This is a genomic window from Marinobacter sp. ATCH36, assembly GCF_023555055.1.
In the GTDB taxonomy this organism is placed as follows: domain Bacteria; phylum Pseudomonadota; class Gammaproteobacteria; order Pseudomonadales; family Oleiphilaceae; genus Marinobacter.
In genome coordinates, this window is sequence record NZ_JAMJPL010000002.1 from 374,199 (window position 1) to 397,116 (window position 22,918).

The following is a 22,918-nucleotide window of genomic DNA, read 5'->3' on the forward strand; positions in this document are numbered from 1 at the left end:
GGCCATTAACAGGTACCGGAGCCCCGCCAATGCTGACCTACACCCTCTGCGCGTTGGCCGTTATCGGCGCTTCTGTTTTCTACCTGTTTTTCTATCGTGGCTGGCGGCGGGAAAAGCGGCTTCAGAAGCCGTTCCCAGAGTATTGGCAAGAGAAGCTCCAGGCCCAGGTACCTGTTTATAGCAAGCTTCCCTCTGAGCTCAGGCACCAGCTTGAACAGCACGTGCAGTTATTTCTGGCAGAAAAGTCTTTTTACGGCTGCGACGGTTTTGAGGTGGACGACACCGTGCGCCTTACTATTGCAGGCCACGCGTGTCTGTTAATTGTTGCTCGCAACTTCTCCGACTTCGACGACGTAAGCAGCATTCTGGTATATCCGGACGCCTATCATGTCAGGGAAGTGGAAAGCGACGGCATAGTAGTGAGCGAGAGCAATCAGATCCGCGCGGGCGAAGCCTCCAGCCGCGGCCAGGTAGTTCTGGCGTGGGCCGAATGCGAGGAAGGTGCGGTCAATCCTGCGGGACACCACAACGTGATCCTTCACGAGTTCGCCCACCAACTTGATTACCTGGACGGCACTGCCGATGGCGCGCCGCCGCTCAGCGGAGAACAGGCCCGCCACTGGCAGCAAACCATGACCCGAGCCTACGAACACCTGCGCCAGTCTCTTCGCCATCACCAGAAACCCTGGCTTGATCCTTACGGTGCAACGGAACCGGCCGAGTTTTTTGCCGTGCTGACGGAGGCCTTCTTTCAGCAACCGGGCCATCTGCAAGAGGAACAGCCAGAAGTGTTTGAGGCGCTTCGCGGGTTCTACAGGTTTGACCCAATCAATCTCCTCTCACACCCAAACGATCCAGATAAACATGCAGCTCCGCCTCGCTGATATTGACGTATCCAACTCCCGCCCAAACTCAGAAACTAGGGTTTATGCTGCCAGGGCCATTTACCATACATCTCTACTTCAAGCGTAAAACTCAGGAACGTACGGATAAGCACGACGATAGCCAGAACGCCTATCGTCTCAAACGTCAGCTCAACCGCAACGGTATAAATAATATCCGAGGCAATAAGAAACTCCAGCCCGACCAAGATGCCCCGACCAAGCGATTGGCGTAACTCCTGGAAAACGGAATCCTTATCCTCTTTTTTCAGCAATCTGGACAACGCGTTGTAGAGGGCATACAACGCAAACCATGTAATTGTGGCAATGCCGATGGTTTCAATAATTACGGCGCACCAGGCTGCTATGGGTGCAATGAAGTCATTCACGCTCACTCCTTGTTAATCACGCAATGAACCGAAAACTTTTGTTTACGGCTCTTGTCTTCTTCGAGCCAGCGAAGGCAAACCGTTCGTCGGCATGACCTGAGTCAACCACAGGGTGCACCGGTCAATGTTACGTTGGGAACACATCCAACAGGAAGGAAAAAGCATCATGACCAACGTTACTAAAAACATCGTGGTCGCTTGCGACGGTTCAGAGCAGTCCTCTCATGCGGCAAAAATGGCGGCCGACCTGGCGAAAGCCACCGGTCACCCTCTAAAACTGCTAACCGTGTTTCCCGGCTCAAAGGCAGAGCGGCTGATCATCAGTGGCGTGTGGCCTAGCGACCTTGAGGAAGAGCAAAAGAACTACGGGCGCAAAGTTTTTGATGCCGCAAAAGAAGCCGTGAGTGGCATCGCTGATCCAAGCGAGGAGATCCTGCTAAAAGGCGACCCGGCCCACGAAATTATTGAATACTTGCAAGAACATCCGGGCTCTCACATGGTTTTGGGTAGGCGCGGTCATTCAACCTTGCGTAGTCTTACTCTGGGCAGCATCAGCGAGAGGGTCGTCAGGCACGCTACCGGGCCGGTTACCGTTGTCAGCGAGTAACGCAAAATCAGTACCCCGAAAAACCGCGACTTTGTTCGCGGTTTTTTGGTCTTCGTCCGCCCCCGACCCACCTACCAGGGCCCCACCACATATCCCAGCTTCTCCGGCAACCACAGCGCAATACCCGGCATCAGCATCACCAACACCAAACTGAGAGCCATGGCGGCCACAAAAACCATTGCCCAGCCAATGGTGTGTTCCAGGCGGATATTGGCGATCCGGGTGGTGACCATCAGGTTAACGGCGACCGGCGGTGTGAATTGGCCGATGGCGATGTTCATTGCCAACAGGATGCCAAACCAGATCGGGTTCCAGCCAAAATGGTTCATCAATGGCAGCACAATCGGGATCAGGATCAGGTAGATAGAAATCGCATCCAGCAGCATCCCGGCAATCAGCACCAGCACCATTACCAGACCTAGCAGGACCCAGCCATTTTCGGAGAGGGACAGCAGGGCATCGGCAAGATGCTGGAAGGTCCCGAGCGTGGTGCCGGCCCAGGCAAAGATACCAGCCAGCGCGATGATGAACATCACCACGCCGGAGGTAACGGCGGCGTCTGTCATCAGGCCCCACAGGTTACGCAGGCTCAGATTGCGATAAAGCACGCAACCGACCAGCACCCCGTAGGCTACAGCAACCACTGCAGCCTCGGTGGGCGTGAACAGGCCTGAGCGCAGGCCACCAAGGATGATCACGGGCGCAAACAAAGCCGGCAAAGCGGCCTTGAAGCTCGGCCAGAATGGCGGGCGCTCGACCGCTTCCGGGTCTTCCCAGCGGTATTTCCTGGCAAAATATAAGGCCGGCGCCAGCAGGGACACGCCCGCCAGAATGCCGGGAAAAATGCCCGCCGCAAACAGAGCCCGCAGGTCCACGCCCGGTACCACGATGGAATAGAGAATCAGCGCAATCGACGGCGGAATCAGGATCGCTGTAGATGATGAAGCGGCAATGAGTGACGCCGAGAACGGCTTCGGGTAGCCGGCTTTCTGCATGCTCGGCAGCATCACCATCGCGACAGCTGCGGCATCGGCAGGGCCAGATCCACTCATGCCACCCATGATCAGGCACACAAGCACCGCGACAACAGTCAGCCCGCCATGGCGGGGGCCGATAATCGACTGGGCAAAACGCACCAGGGCGGCGGCAACACCCGCACGCTCGAAAATCAGGCCGGTCAGGATAAACAGGGGAATCGCAATTAGCGGATACTTGGCCACACTGTTGTACGTGTTGGTGCCGAACGTACCCAACATGGCTGGAGGCAGCCCCGCGACAATGCCGACCACTCCGCCCAGCCCAAGGGCAATCGCCACCGGTATCCCCAGCAGTAACGCCAGCAGGAAGCTCGCGATCATCAATAAGTCAGGACTCATGGATCACCTCCGGGTCCTGCTTGCCGCGTAGACGGTCGGCGAGGTTCTGAGTCATGCGAATAATGATGACGAGGGACAACAGCGGCAGCCAGATCACATAGATCCAGTTGGGCAGGCCCAGCCCCGGCGACAACGATTCCCACTGGTATTCCTGAAAGGCGAAGGTACTGCCGTACCAGGTCATAATGCCCAGAACCGTCACACCGCCCAGCCACTGCAACACAAAGACCACCTTTTGCCCCCAGGGCGGCAGGTAGTGCTCTATCAACTCGATGCGGATGTGCTGGTTGTGTCGCGCGGCCACGGCAGCGCCGGCAAAGGTGAGCACCACCAGGAGGAATACAGAAAATTCCTCAGTAAAGGCGAAAGAAGCATCGGTCGCGTAGCGAACAATCACATTTCCCAGGCTGATCACGCAGATGGCAACGAGGGCAATGGTGGCCAGCCAAGCGTCGGGCCGGAACTTGGGGGGACGGGACGGCATGGAGACTCCGGTTCGGAAAGAGCGCCCGCCGGTCATGACGGGCGCCTGGGCAGGTCGCTGTTACTGGTTACGGTTGGCGACCGCGTCCTGTGCCTGCTTCACCAGATCCTCGCCAATGCGCGGAGTCCATTTCCCGTATACGGGCTGAGTGGCTTCCATGAAGGCATCGCGCTGCTCATCGGTCAGCTCAGTGACCTCCACGCCGCGCTCCTTGATGGCCGCCAGGGTCGCATCGATTTCGCTGCGGGATTTCTCGATCTCCCACTGACCAGCATCAATCGCCGCCTGCTTCAGCAATGCCTGATCCTCCTCGCTGAACTGATCCCATACAGAGTTACTGACTGCGAACACCAGTGGGTCCGCCATATAGTGCCAGCGCGTCAGGTATTGCTGACCAACCTGATCGATGCGGGCCACATCGAAGACCGACAGCGGGTTCTCCTGGCCATCAACAGCGCCGGTGGTCAGCGCTGGCTTGGCATCGGCCCAACTCATCTGGGTCGGGTTGGCGCCCAGGGCGGTGAAGGTATCCTGGAACAGCGGCGAACCGACCACGCGGATTTTCAGGCCATCCAGATCGGCCGGCTCGTCGATGGTCAGCTTGGAATTGGACAGTTCGCGGAAGCCGTTCTCGCCCCAGGCCAGCGGTGTGACACCGCGCTTCTTGATCGCCGCGAAGATGGCCTCGCCGGCTTCACCCTGAGTGATTGCATCGATGGCTGCATAGTCAGGCATCAGGAAAGGCAGGGAGAACAGGTTCAGTTCAGGCACCTGCGGCGACCAGTTAATGGTGGAGCCCACCGACATATCAATCAGCCCGGAACGCATGGCCGAAAACTCCTTGGTCTGGTCGCCGGAGACCAACTGGGAATTGCTGTAGATCTTCATGTTGATGCGCCCGTCTGAGCGCTCTTTCACCAGCTCTACCCATTTGTCGGCGGCCTGGCCCCAGGGAAAGGCGGACGGAAGAACGGTGGAGACGGTGTATTCGTCTTTGTACTGGGCATGAGAAGTGGCACTGAACAGCAGCGTTGCCGCCGCAGCAGCCAGAAATGTGCAACGTTTCAACATGGTGTTTTCCTTTTTTATTGGAATCAGACGGATTGCTGCGGCGATCAGGCAGCGGCCCGCTACGCGAGTATAGGAATGGAGCTTCGGGAAGGCAATAAACGCAGCCAGAGGCGAAACACCTTGAAATACCTTTCCCAACGGTCTGTCAGACAGCGCCGAGGGCTGGTATCGTCTGCCCCCATCTCGTATGGAATCGGAGAATCGCAGTGAAAAGTTGGTTATTTCTTGGCATTGCCATTGTTGCAGAAGTGGTTGCAACCAGCGGCCTGAAAGCCAGTGAAGGGTTTACCAGGCTCTGGCCCAGTCTGCTGGTTATTGCAGGCTACGCGGTTGCATTCTATTTCCTCTCAATAACGCTGAAGGAAATCCCGGTCGGCCTGGCCTATGCCATCTGGGCGGGGTTGGGTGTTGTGCTGGTGGCGTTTATCGGCTGGCTGGTTTACGGGCAAACGCTGGATGCCGCCAGTGTGCTTGGTATGGCGCTGATCATCGCCGGCGTTGCGGTAATCAACCTGTTTTCCAAGGCAACCGTTCACTAACCTGTCGGCAAATCCGGAGCCCCTCCTGATACAGCTCCCATTCTGGTGGTAATAGGGAGAAGCGTGCAGGCAGGAGGCGCGTCCGCCAAAAGCCACATGTTAGGCATGGGCCAATTTAAGACCAACAATACCCGCGCAAATCAGACCTAAACTTACTAGCTTAAAAATGTCAGCTGACTCGCCGAACAATAATATGCCCAGAAGAGCCGTACCTACAGCACCAATACCCACCCATATTGCATAAGCTGTACCGACGGGCAATGTTTTCAGAGCCAAACCTAGCAACAGAAAACTTGCAATCAACGAAAATACCGTTCCGACAGTAGGCCAGAGTTTCGTAAAGCCATCCGTGTACTTCAACCCGATGGCCCAACCAATCTCCAAAAGGCCGGCTACAAACAAAATGATCCAATTCATACACATCTCTCGATTTGTTTTGGGGCCGTCCCCTAACGAAACCGAGAGGTGAGGTCGTCCTCACTTCAGAATGCTGGTGCGCTCTGACTTACTGTACAGCGTGAGCATCAATGACCCAGGAAGCGCCCCGAAGGGCGCTTACAAGAGCAGCGTGCTTACTCCGTCGCTTGCTCGACCTCGTCACCCATCTCTTCCATGCCTTCCTTTGCGTTATACCAAGCTGAAGAAGTGGCCTGTTTTGTATTCTCCCAGGCGCTCTCACTGACTTCCTTGGTATTTTCCCAGGCCTGCTGCAAGCTCTGGCTAGTCTCGTTCCACCAATCCTCGTTGTACTCTGGCAGTTTTTTCAACTCGTCCCGAGTCATTTCCATGTGAACTTCGTATTCAACGCCGTCGAAGCCTGCATTGTCGGACTCCTGTATCAAGTCACTCCTGTGAACGCCCGTGGCGAATATGCACTACGGGCGGTATCTAGCTAGACGCTATCAATGTCCGAATTCACTGATTCAGTGAATTACGTAACGTTTTTTAACCTAGCAAAGGCCTTGGCACTTGCCAAATGACGTCGCCGCAATGAGTCAGCAATATCAACGGGTGGCTCTTTTAACACACAAGGGTCATGATCGTAGTTGTAGTGCTTGAAGCGGTGGAAAAATTGTCCGGCAACAGCGGCTGGTCATGCATTATTCGTAGTGGCTCCAGAGCCTGAGAACTTTCACCATACGCTCGTCGTCGAGCACCTGGTAAACCAGACGATGCTGAATATTGATGCGGCGTGAATAGCCCCCCCCCAAGGTCACCAATGAGCTTCTCAAACGGAGGCGGCTTGCGGTATGGATCTTCCGCTATCAGCGCTAACAGTTCCTGGGCTTTTGGTTTGAGGCCGCTGGAGGCCAACTTCTTTGCATCCTTCTGGGCTTGCTTGGCGGAAACCAACTTCCATGTCACCAGTCCAGCTCCTCATCGCATTCATCCACGGGGGCATCCATCCCCTCACGAATAGACTCCCGCATACCGGGTACGGAGAGCAGGTAAAGTGTTTCCTGAATTGCAGACCAGTCTTCCTCGGAAACTAGAACGGCTTTGTTCCGCTTACCCATGATGACGATTGGTTGGTGGGACTCGGCGGTCTCGTCAATCAATCGATAAAGGTTGCTGCGCGCCTCAGTTGCTGTGATTCGGGTCATGACGCACCTCTTGCGTGTTCGAATTTCCACCAAGTGTACGCCTATAGGTACGTACGTCAAGACGAACGTTATGGATAACGCCCTGGCTTTTCGGCGTGCCGGAGCGCCAGCGTAGGCGCGTCCGACAACAGCCCCTGGTTAAGCTGCTTCGAAGTCCAGGGGATGTATTCCATCCAGGTTGACCGTGTTGCGGGCCACCCAAAGATCGTACATGTCCTGCATCGCCAACCAGCTCTCAGGAGTACGCCCGAGAACCTTGGATAGCCGAAGCGCCATTTCCGGGCTAATACCACTATCCCCTTTGAGCAGCCGAGACAAAGTGGAGGGTGAGACCCCAAGACTGGACGCAAGCTGACGGGAACTGATACCGAAAGGCTCCAGGTACACCTCCCGAATGAATTCACCTGGATGCGGCGGATTATGCATAGTCATTAGTGATAATCCTCATAATCAAGAATGTAGGCGTTGCCGTCCTGAAATTCGAACGTCATGCGCCAATTTCCGTTAACCCGAATTGACCACCGACCTTTATCTCTACCCTTCAATGGATGAAGCCTAAAACCAGGGATGTCCATGTCTTCCACCGAAGTGGCGGTATCCAAAGCAGCCAGCTGCATGCGCAGTTTCTTGGCATGATCCGGCTGTATGTCAGACGTGCTACCGGTCGAGTAGAACCGCTTCAGTCCTTTGTGACGGACTGATTTAATCATGAGAGGATGCTAGCATGTTGCGCATCACGCAACAACCAAGCTTAACGCTGAGCGCACCGGTGACTTTGACGCAGCGAAGCGGAGACAAAGGCATCCGAGTGCCGCGCCTGGTTAAATTGCTATCGTTCACCCTCAAGGCCATGCCATACCCGGAGAATAATGATGGCACTGGCATGAACCGAATATCGAACGACGTATTTTCCGAACACCATATCTCGAACAGAATCAGGCACCGGCGCCATTTCAACCGGTGTGCCCATTTTGGGAAAATCTGGAAGCAGTTCAATTTTGCCAACCAGTTCGGTGGCGATCCTGGTTGCCGCCGACGGGTTGTGAACGGCAATGAACTCCCTGAGGCGCTTCAAGTCTTCAATGGCTTCGTCCGTGTAAACCAGTTTCACTTACCTGACCTCGGTGCATCCTGCTCATTTTCGGTTCCCCAACTATTAAGCCAGCTATGAACCTCGCTGGAATCAACCACCTTGCCTTGGGCGGCGGACTCCATTGCTTCCAAAGTTTGCTTCCACCGCTCTTGCTCAAGCTGCTGCTTTTCTATGTATTCCGACAAGGCCTGATTGATTACCCAGCCTTTACTCCGGTGGAGCCTGCTGGCGATTGCTTCCAGGTTCTGCTCAACTTCTGCCTGAAGGCGAACTGTCGTGACACTCATGACCATACCCTCAAATTGGATAACTACAATGTATTACAGCATAGTCGATGAGGGTGCGGCAAAAAATTTAACAGCATATTATACGAACGCGTTCGTATAACTCCGGTCGTATATCCAGCATTTGTATAACTCCAGGCACCCTGACGAATCCTGCACCAAAAAACCAATATAGTTCATAACGTTAGAGCGCGCACCCCGAATGCAGAATATGCGGTTTTGCGAACGTGTTCGTATAACCCCAGCCAACACCAATCAATGCCCGGAGTGATCCATTCCCTGCCCTTCCATTTTCATCCCTCCATCCAATGGCTCAACATCCAGTTCCACCTCCATGGTTTCAGCGCCGTCAAAGATCACAGTCAGCGGAATGCTTTCCCCTTCTTTCAACGGGCCTTTCAGCTTTTCAAGCATCAGGTGGTAACCGTGGGGTTTGAGCTCCACGGTTTCGCCAGCGGGAATGGCCAAGCCATCTTTTAACGGACGCATGCTCATGTTGCCGTCTTTCATGGTGCTTTCGTGGATGGATACATTTTCCGCCCTGGCGGTAGCTGCGCTGATGAGGGTGATATCGCTGTCGCCATCGTTGGTGATGTTCATATAGCCAACGCCCATGGGTACGCCGGGCGGTGTGGGGCGGCTCCAGGGGTGATCAATGGTGACCTTGCCTTCGGTGTACTCCCGGGCAAACGCATTGGTGGAAAGCGTGCCTGCAAGGATGCTTAGGCCTAGCAGTACATTGGCGGCCAGCGTAGATAGTGTTTTCATGGAGTCTCTCTTTATAGGTTTGTGATCAGTAGGGTGAAATCAGTCATCCCATTCGTGGTACTGGTTACCCTGCCTCAGCAGCCAATAGGTAACTCCGAGCGCCAGTGTAGTTGCAGCGATTCCGATCAGGTACATGGGCGTCAGCGTATCGAAATCCAGCACGATGACTTTCCGGGCGATGGCCATGAGGGCAGTCGCAACAACCAACTGCACTGGGAAGACATTGGTACCCAGGTATAGCCGTATGTTAATGAAGATTTCCACCGCGATCAGCACCGCCATGAAGGCGCCGAAGGTGTAGAAAATATCGTTGATATTCAAAAGCAGAAAAGGTGGTGTGATCAGCCTGTCGTAAATGATGTAAATAACATCACCAACACCCCAGAGAATGACCGCGACCATCAGTACTGCAAGCACCCGGATCGCAAAGCGGATAACCCGGTGCAGGCTGCGGAAAAACGGATCAGGAAAATCAACCGGAAGCTCCTGGTGCAGTTCATGCCGCCTGTCTGGCGGTGGTGACTGAGCAGGAGTTACATCTTTATCGTGATCGGCCATTCAATCTCTCCCTTGAGACAGCGATGGTACCAGAAAACAGGAATCTGCTAGCGGCCATTCGGGGGCTCAGACTTTAAAAATCGTGTTCCACCAGAACGTGAGTTCAACTGACGAATGCTGGTGGGTGCCCCTTCTTCATCCAGCTCGACCATACCAATTCCAGCATTGTTCCATAGCCGCTCCCCTGCTTCTCGGCCTTCAGGCTCCCGGGGGGTTACCCTCATGCGCCGGCGCTTGGTAAACCAGTTTAATGGCGACCAGGGTGCGTAGAGCCAGCGGTTGATCCGGTCCAGCCACTCCATAAGAGTATGGGGGAATTCGTTCTTGATACCGCTGCTGGTGATCTGCCAGATTCTGGGCCGGTCTGGCCTGTGGCGAAGCCGAACATCATAAGCGAAGGAGTAGTGAACGTCGCCTGAGAGAATCACAAAGGTTTCCGGGGTACGGGAGTGGCGGAAGATGTTCAGCAGCACGCTGGCGGCACCCCGGTGGGCCATCCAGTTTTCAGCGTCCACCAGCAATGGTTTGCCGAAGAAGGTGAACACGTTCTGGATGGCTTCGATCAGTTTCACCCCGAACATGGGCGCGGGCGACACCACAATCACCGCCTTTTCGCCCATCACATCCTGCTGGAATTCGGTCAGGCCTTCCCAATCGAGCAGTCCGGAGGGCCGGGCGCGGTTGAGTTCGCTACGCCAGCGGCGGGTGCGGGTGTCCAGCACCACGATTCTGGGCGAGGTCTGCAGCGTGTAGTGCCATCGCTGGAACTGCAGCAGGGTTTCGATCAGCTGGTCCTGCCCGGTTTGATCGTACACGCCACCCTGCTCTGCCGACGCAGCCAGTTCCCTGATCGCGGGCATGATGTCGTCGAACGCGTCGGGGTTGTTGCCCCAGCCCTGGCACAGCAGGTAGGCCACCAGGGCGTTGCCGACGATGCGCCGGGAGAACGGATGCTCGTAGGTGGTGGTCTCCCACAGGGCGGACAGGTTCCAGTCGTCGGTCACATCGTGGTCGTCGAATATCATATAGGTGGGCAGGTGCGCCAGTGCCCGTGCCGCGCGAGGCAAACCAGCCACGAAATCGTCTATGATGGCTTGCTGACCCTGGTAGGCCGTTGCATCCTCTGAGCTCAGCTCGGGTTGGTCCTGCTCCACCAGTTCCCAGCAGACCGGCGACCACACTAGCAGGTACATGGCCATGACTTCGCCCAGGGAGATCAGATGGTTGTGGGCACTGGCGGTGGTGAACACCGGTTTGCGCACGCCGCCGAAGAACCGTTCGATCAGTGCTTCGTTGCTTCGCACGTCCGGGAGCAGTTTTTCCCGGTGGAAGTAGGTGTCTGCGTTCTCCCGCAACGCCTTGCTGTCGCTGATCGAACCCCCGGTGAGGGCTTCGTCATAAAGGCCCAGGCGGTCAATCAGGTGGTGTATGGCCCGCAGCATGGGGCCAGCCACATCATCGGCGTAGATCTGGTCGCCGGTCATCATCAGCAACCCTGGCCGTTCTGCAATATCACCCTGGGCTTCAATCAGCAATTGGTCGACCCTTACCAGCCCATCGGCGGCGGTGGAATGGGGCCGCCGGCAGGAGCCATGGGCCAGGCGGTCCAGCCGTTCACGAATCGTAAAATCGGGGCGGTCCGCTTCCGGCAGGCACAGGTGGGGCGCCCAGTCCCGTATCCAGGATTCTCCGCTTCCATCGGAATCCGAATCGGCCACCGACACACCCAGGTCGTAGCCAATACGGGTGTTTGCCGGTAATGCCTCGCTGAGTTTAACGTCGATCAGATACAGGTAGGCAAAGGCTCCAAACCTCACCCTTGCAACATCTTCTTCCGTCAGTACGCGGTCCAACCACGGTTCACTGGATTGAGGCAGATGCAGGCGCAGCCTCAGTGTGAGCGAGCAGGACCCGACCAGCCAGAGCGTCAGCCGGTTGAATGTGGTGTGCCGGAGAATCGGCCCGGCCAATACTGGCGGCAGGGACTTCGAAGACCGCTCAACCATTTAATACTCCTGACACACTTTGATGTTTCATTGATGTTTATCTGACATTTCCTTGAGCGTTGCCCGTTACGGTGAAAGCGACTCAACCAACGTCTGGCGACAACAATGCGATTCGGTGACAATTTATCCAAGAACTTTCACAAACTGGGTTACTACTCCGGTAACGCGATACGCTCCCTGGTTCCCCGGGCTTACTGGCAACGGCAGTGTGACCTGCTGATGGCAGCATACGAAGCCGAAACACCAGAACGCAAGGCAGCCATCGACGCCAGGGTTGCCTATTACAATCGCCTGTCGGCAACGTTCACGTTGTCTTCAAGTGCAGAACCCACCGGAGACTTTACCTTCGCCGGCAAGAGTAGCGCTTACTGCTACGATTTTCGCAACCTCATCCAATGTTTCCCCCGGGACCGTAAAGTGGATTACCAGTTCGGCGACGTTACCGAAATCCCGAACAGCCCGCGTTTTGTGAAAAGCCGTCCCGTTCGCCGGGATGGGTCTAACCGTAACTCAGTATTACTCAAACTCAACTCGGTTCGGCATTACCAGTTTGTTGAGGACCCGACGCCGTTTCGCCAGAAAAAGCCTCTGGCGGTATGGCGGGGCAAGTCCAACCGGCAGCACCGCATCGATTTTGCCACCCGCTTTATCGACCACCCCCTTTGCGACATTGGCTGCACCCAGCACAAGGAAGCCGAGCCCCAGCCCTACCACAAGGACTTCCTGAGTGTTGAGGAGCAGCTGCGGTATCAGTTCGTGGTCAGCGTGGAGGGCATTGATGTGGCCACCAACCTCAAGTGGATTATGGCCTCCAATTCCCTGTGCCTGATGCGCCGGCCGCGCTTTGAAACCTGGTTTATGGAGGGTGCGCTGGTGCCCGGTTACCACTACGTGGAACTGGCCGATGACCATTCCGACCTACCGGAAAAAGTCCGATACTACCAGGATCATCCCGACGAGGCCGAAGCCATCATTGCCAACGCCAACCGTTATGTGGAGAAGTTTTTTGACCAGCAAATGGAACAAACCATTGCACTGTTGGTGATACAGAAATACCTTCAACTGAGCGGACAGGAGGTTTATAACCTTCCCAGTCTAAAGGTCAGTTGAAAAGGTAAACGGTTGCGTGCAAACCCGACTATTGATTGTTGAAGACCAAACCGCCCTGGCGGAGAACCTGTTCGAGTTTCTGGGCGAAAGCCGCTACTCCCTCGATTTTGCGGCCGATGGGCTGACTGCCTTGCACCTGCTCTCCAGCCGGAGCTATGACGTGGTTGTCCTGGATGTCATGCTGCCCGGTTTGTCCGGCTTCGAGCTTTGCAAACGCATGCGCCAGGATCTGAGATGCGACACCCCGGTCATTTTCATGACCGCAAAAAGCGCAATGCCGGACAAAGAGGAGGGCTTTGAGCTCGGGGGCGATGATTACCTTGTCAAACCCTTTGCACTTCGTGAACTGCAACTGCGGATAGACGCATTATCCCGCCGCCGCGCCGCCAGTGGCAACGCCGAACTCACTGCAGGAAACCTTTCTTTTGATCCCGATACGCTTCAGGTCAGCTACCGGGGCCTGCATGCCGTTGAACTGTCAGGCGCCCCATGCCGTATCCTAGAGGCACTGATTCGGAGCTATCCGAAGTTTGTCTCCCATGAGGAATTGAGTAACGTGATCTGGGGAATCGACGAAGGCGACACACACACGTTACGCACTCACGTATACACCCTGCGCAAGACTCTGCAGAGAGAGTTTGGCCACTCTATGGTGCGATCCATCCACGGCCGCGGGTACCGTCTGGAGTTACGGGAATCAGACGGCAGAGAAATGACAAAATGAGCCGTAAGAGCTCGCTGTCCCGGCGACTATTTCGCGCCATGCTACTCATCGGCGTCATTAACGTAGCCATCACACTGTTCGTCAGCGAAATCATCTATGAGGATCTCGAGGAGGCAAGCCTGAACATTGGCTTGGCCGCTGAGCGCGCCTATTTTGAGGAACGAATCGCCGGAGACCAGGTAAGCTCATGGACATCGGCACTTGTAATCGTGCTTTTCGTGCCAGAGGCTGCGACAGACGTGGAAATTCCCAGCCTGTTCCGTGGCAGACCCATTCCCTATGCCGACGAAGTGGATATTGAGGATAAAACCTATCTCATCTCCATTGCCCGTACCGAGAGCGCCCCGGGCGTGCTTTACCTGGCCCAGGACATTACATTATTGGAAAGACAGGAAGAGAGCTTCCAGCAAGTCACTTTCATCCTGTTCGCCCTGAGCATGCTTGCCATCAGTCTGGCTCTCGCCAAGCTTGGTTCTGCACGCATCATCCGTCCATTGCAAACCCTCTCCGAGCAGATAAAGACGATTCGGCCAGACAGCTCGTTAAAACGCATCCCTGCGCAATACGCCGATGAGGAACTCAATGAAATTGCCCGTGTACTGAACGAGATGCTCAAGGAGCTTGACACCTATGTGCGCCGGGAAAAAGCCCTGGTAAGCCTGGCCAGCCATGAACTACGTACGCCCATTGCTGTCATATCCGGCGCGCTGGATGTCATTGATCAACGTGCCCCGGACAACCCGGCAAACCGCAGAACACTGGACAGGATTCGGCAGGCAACAGATAAGATGCATGCAGATGTCGATGCCTTGCTGAAACTGGCGCATCGTTCATCGGGCCAGGACAAACCCGGCGTTGTTGACCTGGGGCTTTGTGTGCATCGAGTGAAACAAGAGCTGGAGAACAGTACGCCGGAGTATGCAGGAAGAGTGGAGCACACAGTTACCAGGGAGCCAGCGACTATTGAGGCAGATCAGACACTGGTGCACATGCTGTTGCGAAACCTTGTCCAGAACGCACTGCGGCATACCCGGGGCTGCGTTTACGTCAGTATTGATAACGACAGACTGAGCGTATCAGACACCGGAGAGGGCCTGCCCTCACATGTTCGGGCAAAGCTGGACAGTGACGCAGACGAGCTTACAGTACCGGAGGAAGGGCTAGGCTTATTCATTGTGCGCCTGATCTGTGAGCGGCTGAATTGGCAAACTCGCGTTCAACGCAGTGGCGCAACTGGCACACAGATCGACATTCTGTTCCAGCTTGGGTGACTGCAACCTGGCGGTTCCGGCTTCCGTTTCACGGCTTTTCAGCGGTAGGGAAAGAGCTTGAGATTCTTGGTCCCCAATACTTTGCCAACAAGTAGCCCAGGAAGGCTGCAGGTATTGCAAGCACAAGACTGCCAATGGTCATCTGAAGCCCCTCTTCCAAAAACAGATTGAGCCACGGATAGCTGCTGGTGGTACTTTCTGACAGGGTAATCGGCCCGATAATGCTGTCCCCCAACCAGTTGAATGCCAGATACAGTGGTGCAACGGTTAAAGGATTACTGATCCAGGTGCTGGCAAAGGCAATCAGAAAATTGGCACGAAGCATCAGACAACACGCCAGTACCAGCGGAGTCTGGAACCCGACCGTCGGGGTCAGTCCAAAAAACAGACCAACTGCCAGGCCGCGACTCATTGATTCCGTATCCGTGCCGAAACATCGAAATCTGCGCAGTAGCCTCAGGGACTTGGGATTCTGCCGCAACCACTGCCTGAATCTGGTGCGAAACCACGGCTGAACCCGAGTAAGCGAATTTTTCATGTTATTCTTTCCAGAACGCAAACGCCCACCAGTGAATTACTTCCGGCAAAGGAAGACGAATGCCGGCGGCACATTGGCCCATACATAATGGCGTTCGATCTGATCATACGTTGACAGAAGAAAGGCCTGGAGTTGCCGGGTGTACTGGAACGCAACGAAAAGACCGCCAGGATTCAACGATTCGTGAATATCCGAAAGTAGGCGGCGCCGCACTGTCGAGGAAAAATTGAGCAATGGAAGCCCCGACACCACACAATCCAGGCCCGGTATTCGGTGTCTTTCCAGCGTATGTTTTAACTGAATCGCATCCTCCTCAAGAATCACATCTGAAAATTTTTGCTGCAGGTCCAGATGCATATCTGAATCATTCTCGAAACACAGAAATCGTGAATCTTGCGATCTAAGTCCATTAATCTGGGCTGTTATCACACCGGTTCCGCCACCGAGCTCCGCCACTGTATTTACTCTGCTCCAGACGATTTTTTCCAGCATAGCGTCGACGAGGGCAGGTGAGCTGGGCACGATGCTGCCAATCGCTTGCGGCGCCGAGATAAAGCGCCTCAGAAATCGTAAGGTTTGCGACATCCATTTTTCTCCCATTCGCAAATAATCATTGGCCGTCATTGGGCAGTGTGACAGTAACCTTGAGCCCTCCCAGCGGTGACTCGGACAGCGCCAGTTCGCCACCGTAGAGATCGACCAGCTCCCGCACGATGGCCAGACCCAGGCCTGATCCCGGCCGGGTCTGATCCAGACGTCCGCCGCGCTCCAGTGCCTGGCTACGTTGTTGTTCAGACATTCCAGGACCATCGTCGTCAATGGAAAATTCAAGCCCATTGGTATTAAAGCGAACCTGCATCCAAAATCTGGTTCGTGCCCACTGGGTGGCATTTTCCAGAAGATTGCCCGCCAACTCCTGCAGATCCTGGGGTTCTATCCACGCACGAATTCCTGGCTTCACATCGTGACTGAATGCAAGCCCGCGACGGCGACTGAGCTGCTCAATACCAGTGATTACCGGTACCAGCACCTTGTCCACGTCCTGTTCGGCACCCAGTGTTACCGGCCCGGCCGCGGATGCTCGGGCCAGGTGGTGCCTGACAGCTTCATCCAGCCGCTGAAGTTCCACCTGCATGTCGGATCTTTGCGGTTCCGGCAGTTGCTCGGTCGTGGTCATCAGTACCGACACCGGCGTTTTCATCGCATGTGCGAGATTACCGGCCGCACTTCGGCCGCGCTCTATCAACGTCTGATCCCGTTTCAGCACCGTGTTGATGGCTTTCGATAACCTCGCCAGTTCGGCGGGCAGGTCGGTATCCAGAGCGCTCAGGCGGCCCTGTTTGACAGCGTCTAGACTGCGCTCCAATCGCCGCAGGGGCTCCAGCCCCCAGCGTATCTGCAGTGCGGTGAGCCCGACCAGCAGCAAGCCGAGGATAACCAGTGATGCCACCAGCAGTCCCCAGAACCGGGCAACTTCGGTATGAACCTCACTCAGGTCCGCCGCCACAGTTATATGGAGCCTGGCGTCCAGGTTGGGCAATGTGACGTCCCGCTCAACCAACCGCAGCGACTCATCTCTTGGTCCGGCGATAGTGCGCACATCCATTCCCCTGGTTTTGGTGACCGGTAACCTCTGATCCCACAGGGAGCGCGACGTGATGGCGTAGGAGCCCTCGCTGCGCACCTGCCAGTACCAGCCGGAAAACACCTGCTCGAAGCGCGCATCGCCAAGCTGCCGGTTGCTGACCAGGGTGTCCGTCTCCGGGTCATAACGAACACTTGCCAGCACCACGTTCAGCAGGGATTCCAGGCGCTGTTCAAAGGCGCTGTTGACCGCTTCACGGAAATTCCACGCGAGTATGGAACCGGCGACAGGCAGCACCACCAGCACCAATACCAGGGCTGATACCCGTAAACGGGTGGCAATGGGCAGATGACGCAGGGAAGAACGGGTCATCACTTGCCCGTAACCTCCCACATGCGATAACCCTGGCCCCGGACCGTTTCAATAGAGTCGCTGCCGAGTTTGCGCCGCAATCGGCTGATCTGCACATCAATCACGTTCGAGTCCGGTTCCTGATCACGGTCATACACATATTCGGACAGTTCGGTCCGGCTCACCACCCTGGGAGCCGATTGCACCAGATGGGACAGTAACCTGAGTTCCTGGGCAGTCAGCGAAACCGGCATTCCCGCCAGAGTCACCTGCCCGCTATGGGTATCGAGCGAAATGTCGCCGACGGCAATCACCGGATGGGCATGACCATGACTGCGTCTGACCAGGGCCCGCAGACGGAACAGGATTTCCGCGGTGTGGAAAGGCTTGGTGACATAGTCATCGGCGCCGGCGGTGAACCCCGCTGCCTTGTCGGACCAGCGCTCCCTGGCTGTAAGAATCAGCACCGGCACGTCCAGGCCACGCTCACGCCAGCCGGAGAGCCAGTGAGTGCCGCTGCCGTCCGGAAGCCCCAGATCCAGCACCACAGCATCGTAGCGCTCGGTCGATAGCAGAAGATCCGCAGCCTGGCCTTCTCCTACCGCCTCAACTAGCACCCCGGCTGACTCCAACGAAGAGGTCAGCGCCTTGGCCAGGGTATGATCGTCCTCCACCAGCAGGACCTTCATGGGCGCTTCATCTCTTCAATGTTGTTGCCCTCAATGCCGATCAACTCACCGGTCACGGCATCCACCTCGAATTCCACAACCTGTCCCTGAGGGCCCAACAGTTCGATTTCGTAATAACGGGCACTGCCATCGTCTTCGAGGTCCACATCGACTACCTGCCCCCGGTAGTCACGGGACAGGCGATCCAGAATCTCTGTCAGTGGTGTGATACGACCCGCCTGCACTTCTTCGTGCAGACCTCGCCAGTCATCATCATCCGCCAGTGCCGGAAGAAACGCCGGCACCAGCATACCCATCATCAGGAGCGCGGCCAACGGAATCGCATGTTCGCGTCTTTGCAGCATTGATTTTTTCATAGGTACAGTTTGCCCGAATCCAGATGAATGGTTCATGAACAACCTGATCACTCCCGGGCAATACGCTTATCGTTAGTCTGAAATTGCAGTGGCGGGAAAGGTTCCGACGTTAACCGCCAGCTTGTATTCAATTAAAGCAGTACAAAGGAGAAACGCCATGAAACTGATCTTAACGACGACTCTGGTGACCAGCTTGGCTCTGGCGCCAACGGCTCACGCGGCTGACGATGGAACCGGTCTCAGCCAGGTACTTGATCATGGTACAAACTACGGCATAACGCATTTCGTTGAAATCGAGCGGGACTCCGACGATAACGGACGCGCCGAAGTTGAAGGTTGGGTCGACGGCGACTGGCTGGTTGAATTGAACATCGGCCAGGAAAACGCCATTACCAAGGAGGAACGTCGCAGACGTATCGACGGCCCCTGGGGAATGACCGCAGACGAAGTCCGACAGTTTATGGAGGCATCGCTTTCGGAGGGTATGACCCGGGTTGAAGAAATCAAGATTGATACCAGCGGCTATATCGAAGTTGAGGGCTATGACAAAAACGGCCTGGAGCTGGAAGTGGATTTTCGCCGCGGTAACACCCAGCCGGTGAGTGTGGAGCAGGATAGCTGAGATTCGAATCAGTGATCTGGAAATCAACGCAATCTCCGGGTACTTAGCATGCCCGTCATGCGAGGGTACCCGCGGTGAATACTACTCTAGAGCGAGACTCGTACGCGATGAGTCGTTGTGATGATAATATGCAAAATGATGCCTGGCTATAGCCAGGCTCGCAAAGCCCTATTGCATCAGCCACACAGCTACCAACCCGCAATGACGGACCAGGAGCAAACCGATGAATGCCATGAAAATACTGAACCAACTGATGAACCAGGCCTCTGGCAGCCAGAGCCGCACGGGTGGCGGAACCGACGTAAATCGCATGGTTGGAGAGTTTGCATCCCAATTCAAGGGCGGCAGCTCCAAGGGCGGTGGTTCTGGTGGCATTGATATCAAAAGTCTTCTTGGCGGGGGCGCGCTGGGGATGATGGTGGGTTCCAAGCGCGGCCGGAAAATGGGTGGTACCGCACTGAAGTATGGGGCCCTGGCCGGTGTAGGTGTGTTGGCCTGGAAGGCCTACCAGAATTACCAATCGCAATCGTCCAATCAGGCTGCAGCACCGGCTAACCAGCTTCAGGAAGGTCAGCCCCTGGAACAGCTTCAGGGCAGCGCCCAGGAACAGCGCGGGCTGGAAATACTTCAGGCCATGATTATGGCTGCCCGCGCCGACGGCCATGTTGATGGTGAAGAACGCGCCATGCTCACCAGCGAAATCGAAAGCCTGGGCCCGGACGACGAGCTTCATGCCTGGATTCAGCAGCAGTTTAACGCCCCACTGGACGCCAATGCCCTGGCCCGAAGCGCCGACTCACCCCAGGCCAGCCGGGAAATCTATGTGGTCAGCGTGGCGATGGTCGACGAACAAAACCCCATGGAACGTGCCTGGCTGAATCAGCTAGCCGAAGCCCTTAAACTGGAGCCGCCTCTTGCTGCCGAATTGGAGCACCAGGTGCTGAACGCAACCCGCTAGTTCTCGGGAAAAACCCGCGCCAGCACGGTCGGGTTGTCAGACAGCGGCAGTGCCATAATCACCCCCTCGTTAGACGAGGGGAACACATCCGCCAGCGCTGTCACATTGACCTGATGAGACACCAGCACAATCGGCGGGCCGGGTTCCAGTTCGTTCGCAATCGCAATCGTCTGCCGCGTCTGCATCGGCCCGTCGCCGCGATTACGGAAAAAAGAGTTCAGTGATTCCATCTCCTTCACCGGCCCCACATCCATTTCCCGCGCCGTCTCCAGGCAACGACACCATTGGCTGCTGAACACCCTCGCCTCATCAATACCGTTCTCCGCTAACAACGGCCTCCACGCCCTCGCCTGCTCGCGGCCGGTTTCGTTCAGGTTTCGCTGAGTGCTGCAATCGTCGACTTTAAAGTTGGCGGGATCGCCCGTGCCCGGAGCAAGGGCATGGCGCAACATCAGAACCGCCCGCCCCTCCCGGAGGGCATTCCAGGCCTCTGACTCGCCACCTGCAGCGATTGCCGATGACGACAGGAACACACTCAGCATCGCTATCAGAATTACCCGACCGGTCATGATCAATGACTCCCCCATCCAATCCAGTCACATGTTAATTCATACGTGATTGACACCTACCGGGCTCACCGCAACAGAAGGTAAACTTCACTCAGAGCCAAACCAACGAAGGAACCAAACCATGCCGATCTGGGTCGACGCCGACGCCTGCCCCGTTCCCATCCGGGAAATTCTCTGCCGCGCCGCCACCCGCTGGCAGGTCGACACCACGTTCATCGCCAACCACGCCATCACCCTGCCCCCGAGCCCTTACATCAAACGCCGGCAGGTCCCCCAGGGTTTTGATGTGGCCGACAACGACATTATGGATCAGATGGAGAAAGGCGACCTTGTCATCACTCAGGACATCCCCCTGGCCGCCGAAGCCATCGAAAAAGGCGCAGACGTCTTTAACCCCCGCGGCCAGGCCTTCACCAAGGAAAATATTCGTCAGCGCCTGGCCATGCGCAACTTCATGGAAGAAATGCGAAATGCCGGCCAGGTCACCGGCGGCCCTGCCCCCTTCAGCCAGACCGACCGCAAGGAGTTCGCCGACAAACTGGACCGCTGGCTGCAACGGAACACCCGCAGGTGATAATGATTCTGTTTTAATGGCCGGGCAAATCCGCTACCCTTGCTGCTTTTCTGGCGCAAGCGGAGCGAACCATGACAGAGTCTTCCCCTCACACCACCAGCAGCTTTGCCGCGCTCGGCCGCCTGCTTAGGTATGCCCGGGGCTACCGGCGCCAGATCATTGCCGCAACCACCTGCTCCATTATCAACAAGCTGTTCGACATTGCGCCGGAAATCCTGATCGGTATCGCCATCGATGTGGTGGTTAACAAGGAAGAAAGCTTCGTCGCTGGCCTGGGGTTCGAGACCGCCCAGGAACAGATCACCATTCTCGCCGTCCTCACCTTCTTCATCTGGGCTGGCGAATCCATATTCGAGTACCTGTTCCAGATTCTCTGGCGCAATCTGGCCCAGCGGCTGCAATCCGATCTGCGGCAAGACGCCTACGAACACGCTCAGAAGCTGGATATGAGCTTTTTCGAAGCACGCAGTTCCGGCCAGCTGGTCGCCACCATGAACGACGATGTCAATCAGCTTGAGCGTTTCCTGGATGGCGGCGCTAACGCCATGATCCAGGTAGTGGTGACCGTCGTCGCCGTGGGTGCGGTGTTCTTCGTGCTGTCACCGCTGATCGCCCTGCTGGCATTCACGCCCATTCCGCTGATTATCTGGGGCGCCTTCTATTTCCAGCGCAAGGCTGGCCCACTGTACGCAGATGTGCGGGAAAAGGTCGGCGACCTGTCCAGCCGCCTGGCCAACAACCTGGGCGGCATTGCCACTATCAAGAGCTTTACCTCGGAACAGCGTGAAGCCGAACGCCTCAAGGCCAGTAGCGAAGCCTATGTTGATGCCAACCGCAAAGCCATTCGTATCAGTTCGGCGTTTATCCCGGTTATCCGCATGGCGATTCTGGCGGGTTTCCTGGCCACCTTTACCGTTGGCGGCATGATGGCGCTGGAAGGTTCCCTGAACGTGGGCGCTTACGGTGTCCTGGTGTTCCTCACCCAACGGCTGCTCTGGCCATTGACCGGCCTTGCGGAAGTGATCGATCTGTTCGAGCGCGCCATGGCCAGCACCCGCCGCATTCTGGACCTGCTGGCCGAGCCGGTGCATGTTCGGGACAACTCGGAGGACACGCTGGAACAACCCGTGAAAGGTGAAGTCACTTTTGAGGGAGTGAACTTTCACTACCCCTCCAGCGGCGCCGGTATCGACGACATCTCTGTTCAGGTCCCTGCCGGGAATACCCTGGCGCTTGTGGGTGCCACCGGCTCCGGCAAGTCGACACTGATCAAGCTATTGTTGCGTTTCTACGACCCAACCGGAGGCCAGATTCGTATCGACAGGCAACCCATTCAGTCGGTCAGCCTCAAATCCCTGAGGCAAGCCATCGGGCTGGTCAGCCAGGATGTTTACCTGTTTGAGGGTAGCATCCGTGACAATCTCGCCTATGGCTACCCGGAGGCGAGCGACGAAAAGATCATCGAAGCCGCCAAAACGGCAGAAGCCTGGTCGTTCATCGAGGCGTTGCCAGAAGGGCTTGCCACGGCCGTGGGCGAGCGTGGTGTAAGGCTTTCCGGTGGCCAGCGCCAGCGGCTTTCACTGGCCCGTGCATTGCTGAAAGACCCGCCTATTCTGGTACTCGACGAGGCTACAAGCGCGGTCGACAATGAAACCGAGGCCGCCATCCAGCGGTCCCTGAAACGCATCGGGCACAATCGCACCGTCATCATGATTGCGCACCGGCTGTCCACGATCGTGGATGCCGACACCATCGCCGTGGTGGATGGAGGTCGGATTGTGGAGTCCGGTCGCCACGAGGATCTGCTGGCAACCGGCGGCGCCTATGCCGCCCAATGGCGGGTACAAACCGGCCAGGCATAAAGCCAGGCATCAGCGCGGAAGAAACACAAGAGACTCATTGATAGTAATT

General features: G+C 56.3%; 30 protein-coding genes and 1 pseudogene. 10 read left to right on the top strand and 21 right to left on the bottom strand.

From position 1 onward, the window contains the following. The first annotated feature begins 29 nt into the window (after window positions 1-29). A complete protein-coding gene (locus M8010_RS09435) occupies window positions 30-884 on the top strand; it encodes a M90 family metallopeptidase (RefSeq protein ID WP_250090683.1) in 855 nt (284 codons plus the stop codon). A gap of 35 nt (window positions 885-919) precedes the next feature. Here the strand turns inward: M8010_RS09435 and M8010_RS09440 are convergent, their stop codons facing one another. Continuing rightward, entirely contained in the window at window positions 920-1,270 is a 351-nt protein-coding gene (locus M8010_RS09440; protein ID WP_250090684.1) for a DUF1622 domain-containing protein, read from the bottom strand. Between the two features lie 124 nt (window positions 1,271-1,394). Between M8010_RS09440 and M8010_RS09445 the strand changes: the two genes are divergently transcribed. Further along, the gene (locus M8010_RS09445; RefSeq protein ID WP_250090686.1) at window positions 1,395-1,877 is read left to right on the top strand and encodes a universal stress protein; all 483 of its coding nucleotides are present in this window, start codon (window positions 1,395-1,397) and stop codon (window positions 1,875-1,877) included. A gap of 71 nt (window positions 1,878-1,948) precedes the next feature. Here the strand turns inward: M8010_RS09445 and M8010_RS09450 are convergent, their stop codons facing one another. Genes M8010_RS09450 through M8010_RS09460 form a run of 3 tightly spaced genes read right to left on the bottom strand, consistent with a single transcriptional unit; the run spans window position 1,949 to window position 4,808 of the window. Further along, window positions 1,949-3,253 (bottom strand): TRAP transporter large permease, encoded by a 1,305-nt coding sequence (locus M8010_RS09450; RefSeq protein ID WP_250090687.1) that lies wholly within the window; start codon window positions 3,251-3,253, stop codon window positions 1,949-1,951. Then, window positions 3,243-3,737 (bottom strand): TRAP transporter small permease, encoded by a 495-nt coding sequence (locus M8010_RS09455; RefSeq protein ID WP_250090689.1) that lies wholly within the window; start codon window positions 3,735-3,737, stop codon window positions 3,243-3,245. The genes M8010_RS09450 and M8010_RS09455 overlap by 11 nt, the downstream gene beginning before the upstream one ends. Before the next feature lie 60 nt (window positions 3,738-3,797). Continuing rightward, window positions 3,798-4,808 carry a DctP family TRAP transporter solute-binding subunit gene (locus tag M8010_RS09460; RefSeq protein ID WP_250090690.1) on the bottom strand — a complete coding sequence of 337 codons (1,011 nt, stop codon included), beginning with the start codon at window positions 4,806-4,808 and terminating at the stop codon, window positions 3,798-3,800. A gap of 206 nt (window positions 4,809-5,014) precedes the next feature. Here M8010_RS09460 and M8010_RS09465 point away from each other — a divergent pair, with 206 nt between their 5' ends. Beyond that, complete coding sequence (locus tag M8010_RS09465) at window positions 5,015-5,347, top strand: SMR family transporter (RefSeq protein WP_250090692.1); 333 nt, start codon at window positions 5,015-5,017, stop codon at window positions 5,345-5,347. Between the two features lie 99 nt (window positions 5,348-5,446). On the opposite strand, the gene sugE is transcribed toward M8010_RS09465, so the two are convergent. The 11 genes and pseudogenes from sugE to M8010_RS09520 all read right to left on the bottom strand — a co-directional run bounded on the left by sugE (window position 5,447) and on the right by M8010_RS09520 (window position 11,660). Then, on the bottom strand, window positions 5,447-5,764 hold the full coding sequence (sugE, locus tag M8010_RS09470; protein ID WP_250090693.1) for a quaternary ammonium compound efflux SMR transporter SugE: 318 nt from the start codon (window positions 5,762-5,764) through the stop codon (window positions 5,447-5,449). A gap of 155 nt (window positions 5,765-5,919) precedes the next feature. Next, window positions 5,920-6,189 (bottom strand): hypothetical protein, encoded by a 270-nt coding sequence (locus M8010_RS09475; RefSeq protein WP_250090694.1) that lies wholly within the window; start codon window positions 6,187-6,189, stop codon window positions 5,920-5,922. A gap of 258 nt (window positions 6,190-6,447) precedes the next feature. Continuing rightward, window positions 6,448-6,712: pseudogene (locus tag M8010_RS09480) on the bottom strand (Txe/YoeB family addiction module toxin). Then, entirely contained in the window at window positions 6,709-6,951 is a 243-nt protein-coding gene (locus M8010_RS09485; protein WP_250090695.1) for a type II toxin-antitoxin system Phd/YefM family antitoxin, read from the bottom strand. Before M8010_RS09485 ends, M8010_RS09480 begins: the two are co-directional and overlap by 4 nt. A gap of 138 nt (window positions 6,952-7,089) precedes the next feature. After that, entirely contained in the window at window positions 7,090-7,383 is a 294-nt protein-coding gene (locus M8010_RS09490; RefSeq protein ID WP_250090697.1) for a HigA family addiction module antitoxin, read from the bottom strand. Then, complete coding sequence (locus M8010_RS09495; RefSeq protein WP_250090698.1) at window positions 7,383-7,661, bottom strand: type II toxin-antitoxin system RelE/ParE family toxin; 279 nt, start codon at window positions 7,659-7,661, stop codon at window positions 7,383-7,385. The genes M8010_RS09490 and M8010_RS09495 overlap by 1 nt, the downstream gene beginning before the upstream one ends. A 119-nt stretch (window positions 7,662-7,780) precedes the next feature. Beyond that, complete coding sequence (locus M8010_RS09500; RefSeq protein WP_250090699.1) at window positions 7,781-8,062, bottom strand: type II toxin-antitoxin system RelE/ParE family toxin; 282 nt, start codon at window positions 8,060-8,062, stop codon at window positions 7,781-7,783. Next, the gene (locus M8010_RS09505; RefSeq protein WP_250090700.1) at window positions 8,059-8,331 is read right to left on the bottom strand and encodes a CopG family ribbon-helix-helix protein; all 273 of its coding nucleotides are present in this window, start codon (window positions 8,329-8,331) and stop codon (window positions 8,059-8,061) included. Before M8010_RS09505 ends, M8010_RS09500 begins: the two co-directional genes overlap by 4 nt. A gap of 252 nt (window positions 8,332-8,583) precedes the next feature. Then, window positions 8,584-9,096: a copper chaperone PCu(A)C gene (locus M8010_RS09510; RefSeq protein ID WP_250090702.1), complete on the bottom strand. Its 513-nt coding sequence runs from the start codon at window positions 9,094-9,096 to the stop codon at window positions 8,584-8,586. A 39-nt stretch (window positions 9,097-9,135) separates the two neighbouring features. Beyond that, entirely contained in the window at window positions 9,136-9,654 is a 519-nt protein-coding gene (locus tag M8010_RS09515; protein ID WP_250090704.1) for a phosphate-starvation-inducible PsiE family protein, read from the bottom strand. 47 nt (window positions 9,655-9,701) lie between these two features. Then, the gene (locus M8010_RS09520; RefSeq protein ID WP_250090706.1) at window positions 9,702-11,660 is read right to left on the bottom strand and encodes an alkaline phosphatase D family protein; all 1,959 of its coding nucleotides are present in this window, start codon (window positions 11,658-11,660) and stop codon (window positions 9,702-9,704) included. A 105-nt stretch (window positions 11,661-11,765) separates the two neighbouring features. On the opposite strand from M8010_RS09520, the gene M8010_RS09525 reads away from it, so the two are divergent. Genes M8010_RS09525 through M8010_RS09535 form a run of 3 tightly spaced genes read left to right on the top strand, consistent with a single transcriptional unit; the run spans window position 11,766 to window position 14,765 of the window. Continuing rightward, on the top strand, window positions 11,766-12,770 hold the full coding sequence (locus tag M8010_RS09525) for a glycosyl transferase family 90 (RefSeq protein ID WP_250090707.1): 1,005 nt from the start codon (window positions 11,766-11,768) through the stop codon (window positions 12,768-12,770). A gap of 16 nt (window positions 12,771-12,786) precedes the next feature. After that, the gene (locus M8010_RS09530) at window positions 12,787-13,494 is read left to right on the top strand and encodes a response regulator transcription factor (protein WP_250090709.1); all 708 of its coding nucleotides are present in this window, start codon (window positions 12,787-12,789) and stop codon (window positions 13,492-13,494) included. Beyond that, complete coding sequence (locus M8010_RS09535) at window positions 13,491-14,765, top strand: sensor histidine kinase (RefSeq protein WP_250090711.1); 1,275 nt, start codon at window positions 13,491-13,493, stop codon at window positions 14,763-14,765. The genes M8010_RS09530 and M8010_RS09535 overlap by 4 nt, the downstream gene beginning before the upstream one ends. Before the next feature lie 28 nt (window positions 14,766-14,793). On the opposite strand, the gene M8010_RS09540 is transcribed toward M8010_RS09535, so the two are convergent. The 5 genes from M8010_RS09540 to M8010_RS09560 are packed head-to-tail and all read right to left on the bottom strand — an operon-like array spanning window position 14,794 to window position 18,272. Further along, window positions 14,794-15,303 carry a DUF2062 domain-containing protein gene (locus M8010_RS09540; RefSeq protein ID WP_284048046.1) on the bottom strand — a complete coding sequence of 170 codons (510 nt, stop codon included), beginning with the start codon at window positions 15,301-15,303 and terminating at the stop codon, window positions 14,794-14,796. A 36-nt stretch (window positions 15,304-15,339) separates the two neighbouring features. After that, a complete protein-coding gene (locus tag M8010_RS09545; RefSeq protein ID WP_250090714.1) occupies window positions 15,340-15,927 on the bottom strand; it encodes a class I SAM-dependent methyltransferase in 588 nt (195 codons plus the stop codon). Continuing rightward, window positions 15,914-17,260: a sensor histidine kinase gene (locus M8010_RS09550; RefSeq protein WP_250090715.1), complete on the bottom strand. Its 1,347-nt coding sequence runs from the start codon at window positions 17,258-17,260 to the stop codon at window positions 15,914-15,916. The genes M8010_RS09545 and M8010_RS09550 overlap by 14 nt, the downstream gene beginning before the upstream one ends. Then, a complete protein-coding gene (locus tag M8010_RS09555; protein WP_250090717.1) occupies window positions 17,260-17,928 on the bottom strand; it encodes a winged helix-turn-helix domain-containing protein in 669 nt (222 codons plus the stop codon). The genes M8010_RS09550 and M8010_RS09555 overlap by 1 nt, the downstream gene beginning before the upstream one ends. Further along, complete coding sequence (locus M8010_RS09560) at window positions 17,925-18,272, bottom strand: PepSY domain-containing protein (protein ID WP_250090719.1); 348 nt, start codon at window positions 18,270-18,272, stop codon at window positions 17,925-17,927. Before M8010_RS09560 ends, M8010_RS09555 begins: the two co-directional genes overlap by 4 nt. Window positions 18,273-18,441: 169 nt before the next feature. Between M8010_RS09560 and M8010_RS09565 the strand changes: the two genes are divergently transcribed. Next, window positions 18,442-18,906, top strand: coding sequence for a PepSY domain-containing protein (locus M8010_RS09565; RefSeq protein ID WP_250090720.1), 465 nt, complete (start codon window positions 18,442-18,444; stop codon window positions 18,904-18,906). Between the two features lie 223 nt (window positions 18,907-19,129). After that, window positions 19,130-19,864 (top strand): tellurite resistance TerB family protein, encoded by a 735-nt coding sequence (locus M8010_RS09570; RefSeq protein WP_250090722.1) that lies wholly within the window; start codon window positions 19,130-19,132, stop codon window positions 19,862-19,864. Here M8010_RS09570 and M8010_RS09575 read toward each other — a convergent pair. Continuing rightward, window positions 19,861-20,433, bottom strand: coding sequence for a histidine phosphatase family protein (locus M8010_RS09575; protein ID WP_250090724.1), 573 nt, complete (start codon window positions 20,431-20,433; stop codon window positions 19,861-19,863). The two genes, M8010_RS09570 and M8010_RS09575, sit on opposite strands and share 4 nt — an antisense overlap. Before the next feature lie 121 nt (window positions 20,434-20,554). On the opposite strand from M8010_RS09575, the gene M8010_RS09580 reads away from it, so the two are divergent. Together M8010_RS09580 and M8010_RS09585 are read left to right on the top strand one after the other, a co-directional pair. Next, a complete protein-coding gene (locus M8010_RS09580; protein ID WP_250090726.1) occupies window positions 20,555-21,007 on the top strand; it encodes a YaiI/YqxD family protein in 453 nt (150 codons plus the stop codon). A gap of 71 nt (window positions 21,008-21,078) precedes the next feature. Continuing rightward, window positions 21,079-22,869 (top strand): ABC transporter ATP-binding protein, encoded by a 1,791-nt coding sequence (locus M8010_RS09585; protein ID WP_250090727.1) that lies wholly within the window; start codon window positions 21,079-21,081, stop codon window positions 22,867-22,869. Window positions 22,870-22,918 lie beyond the last annotated feature (49 nt).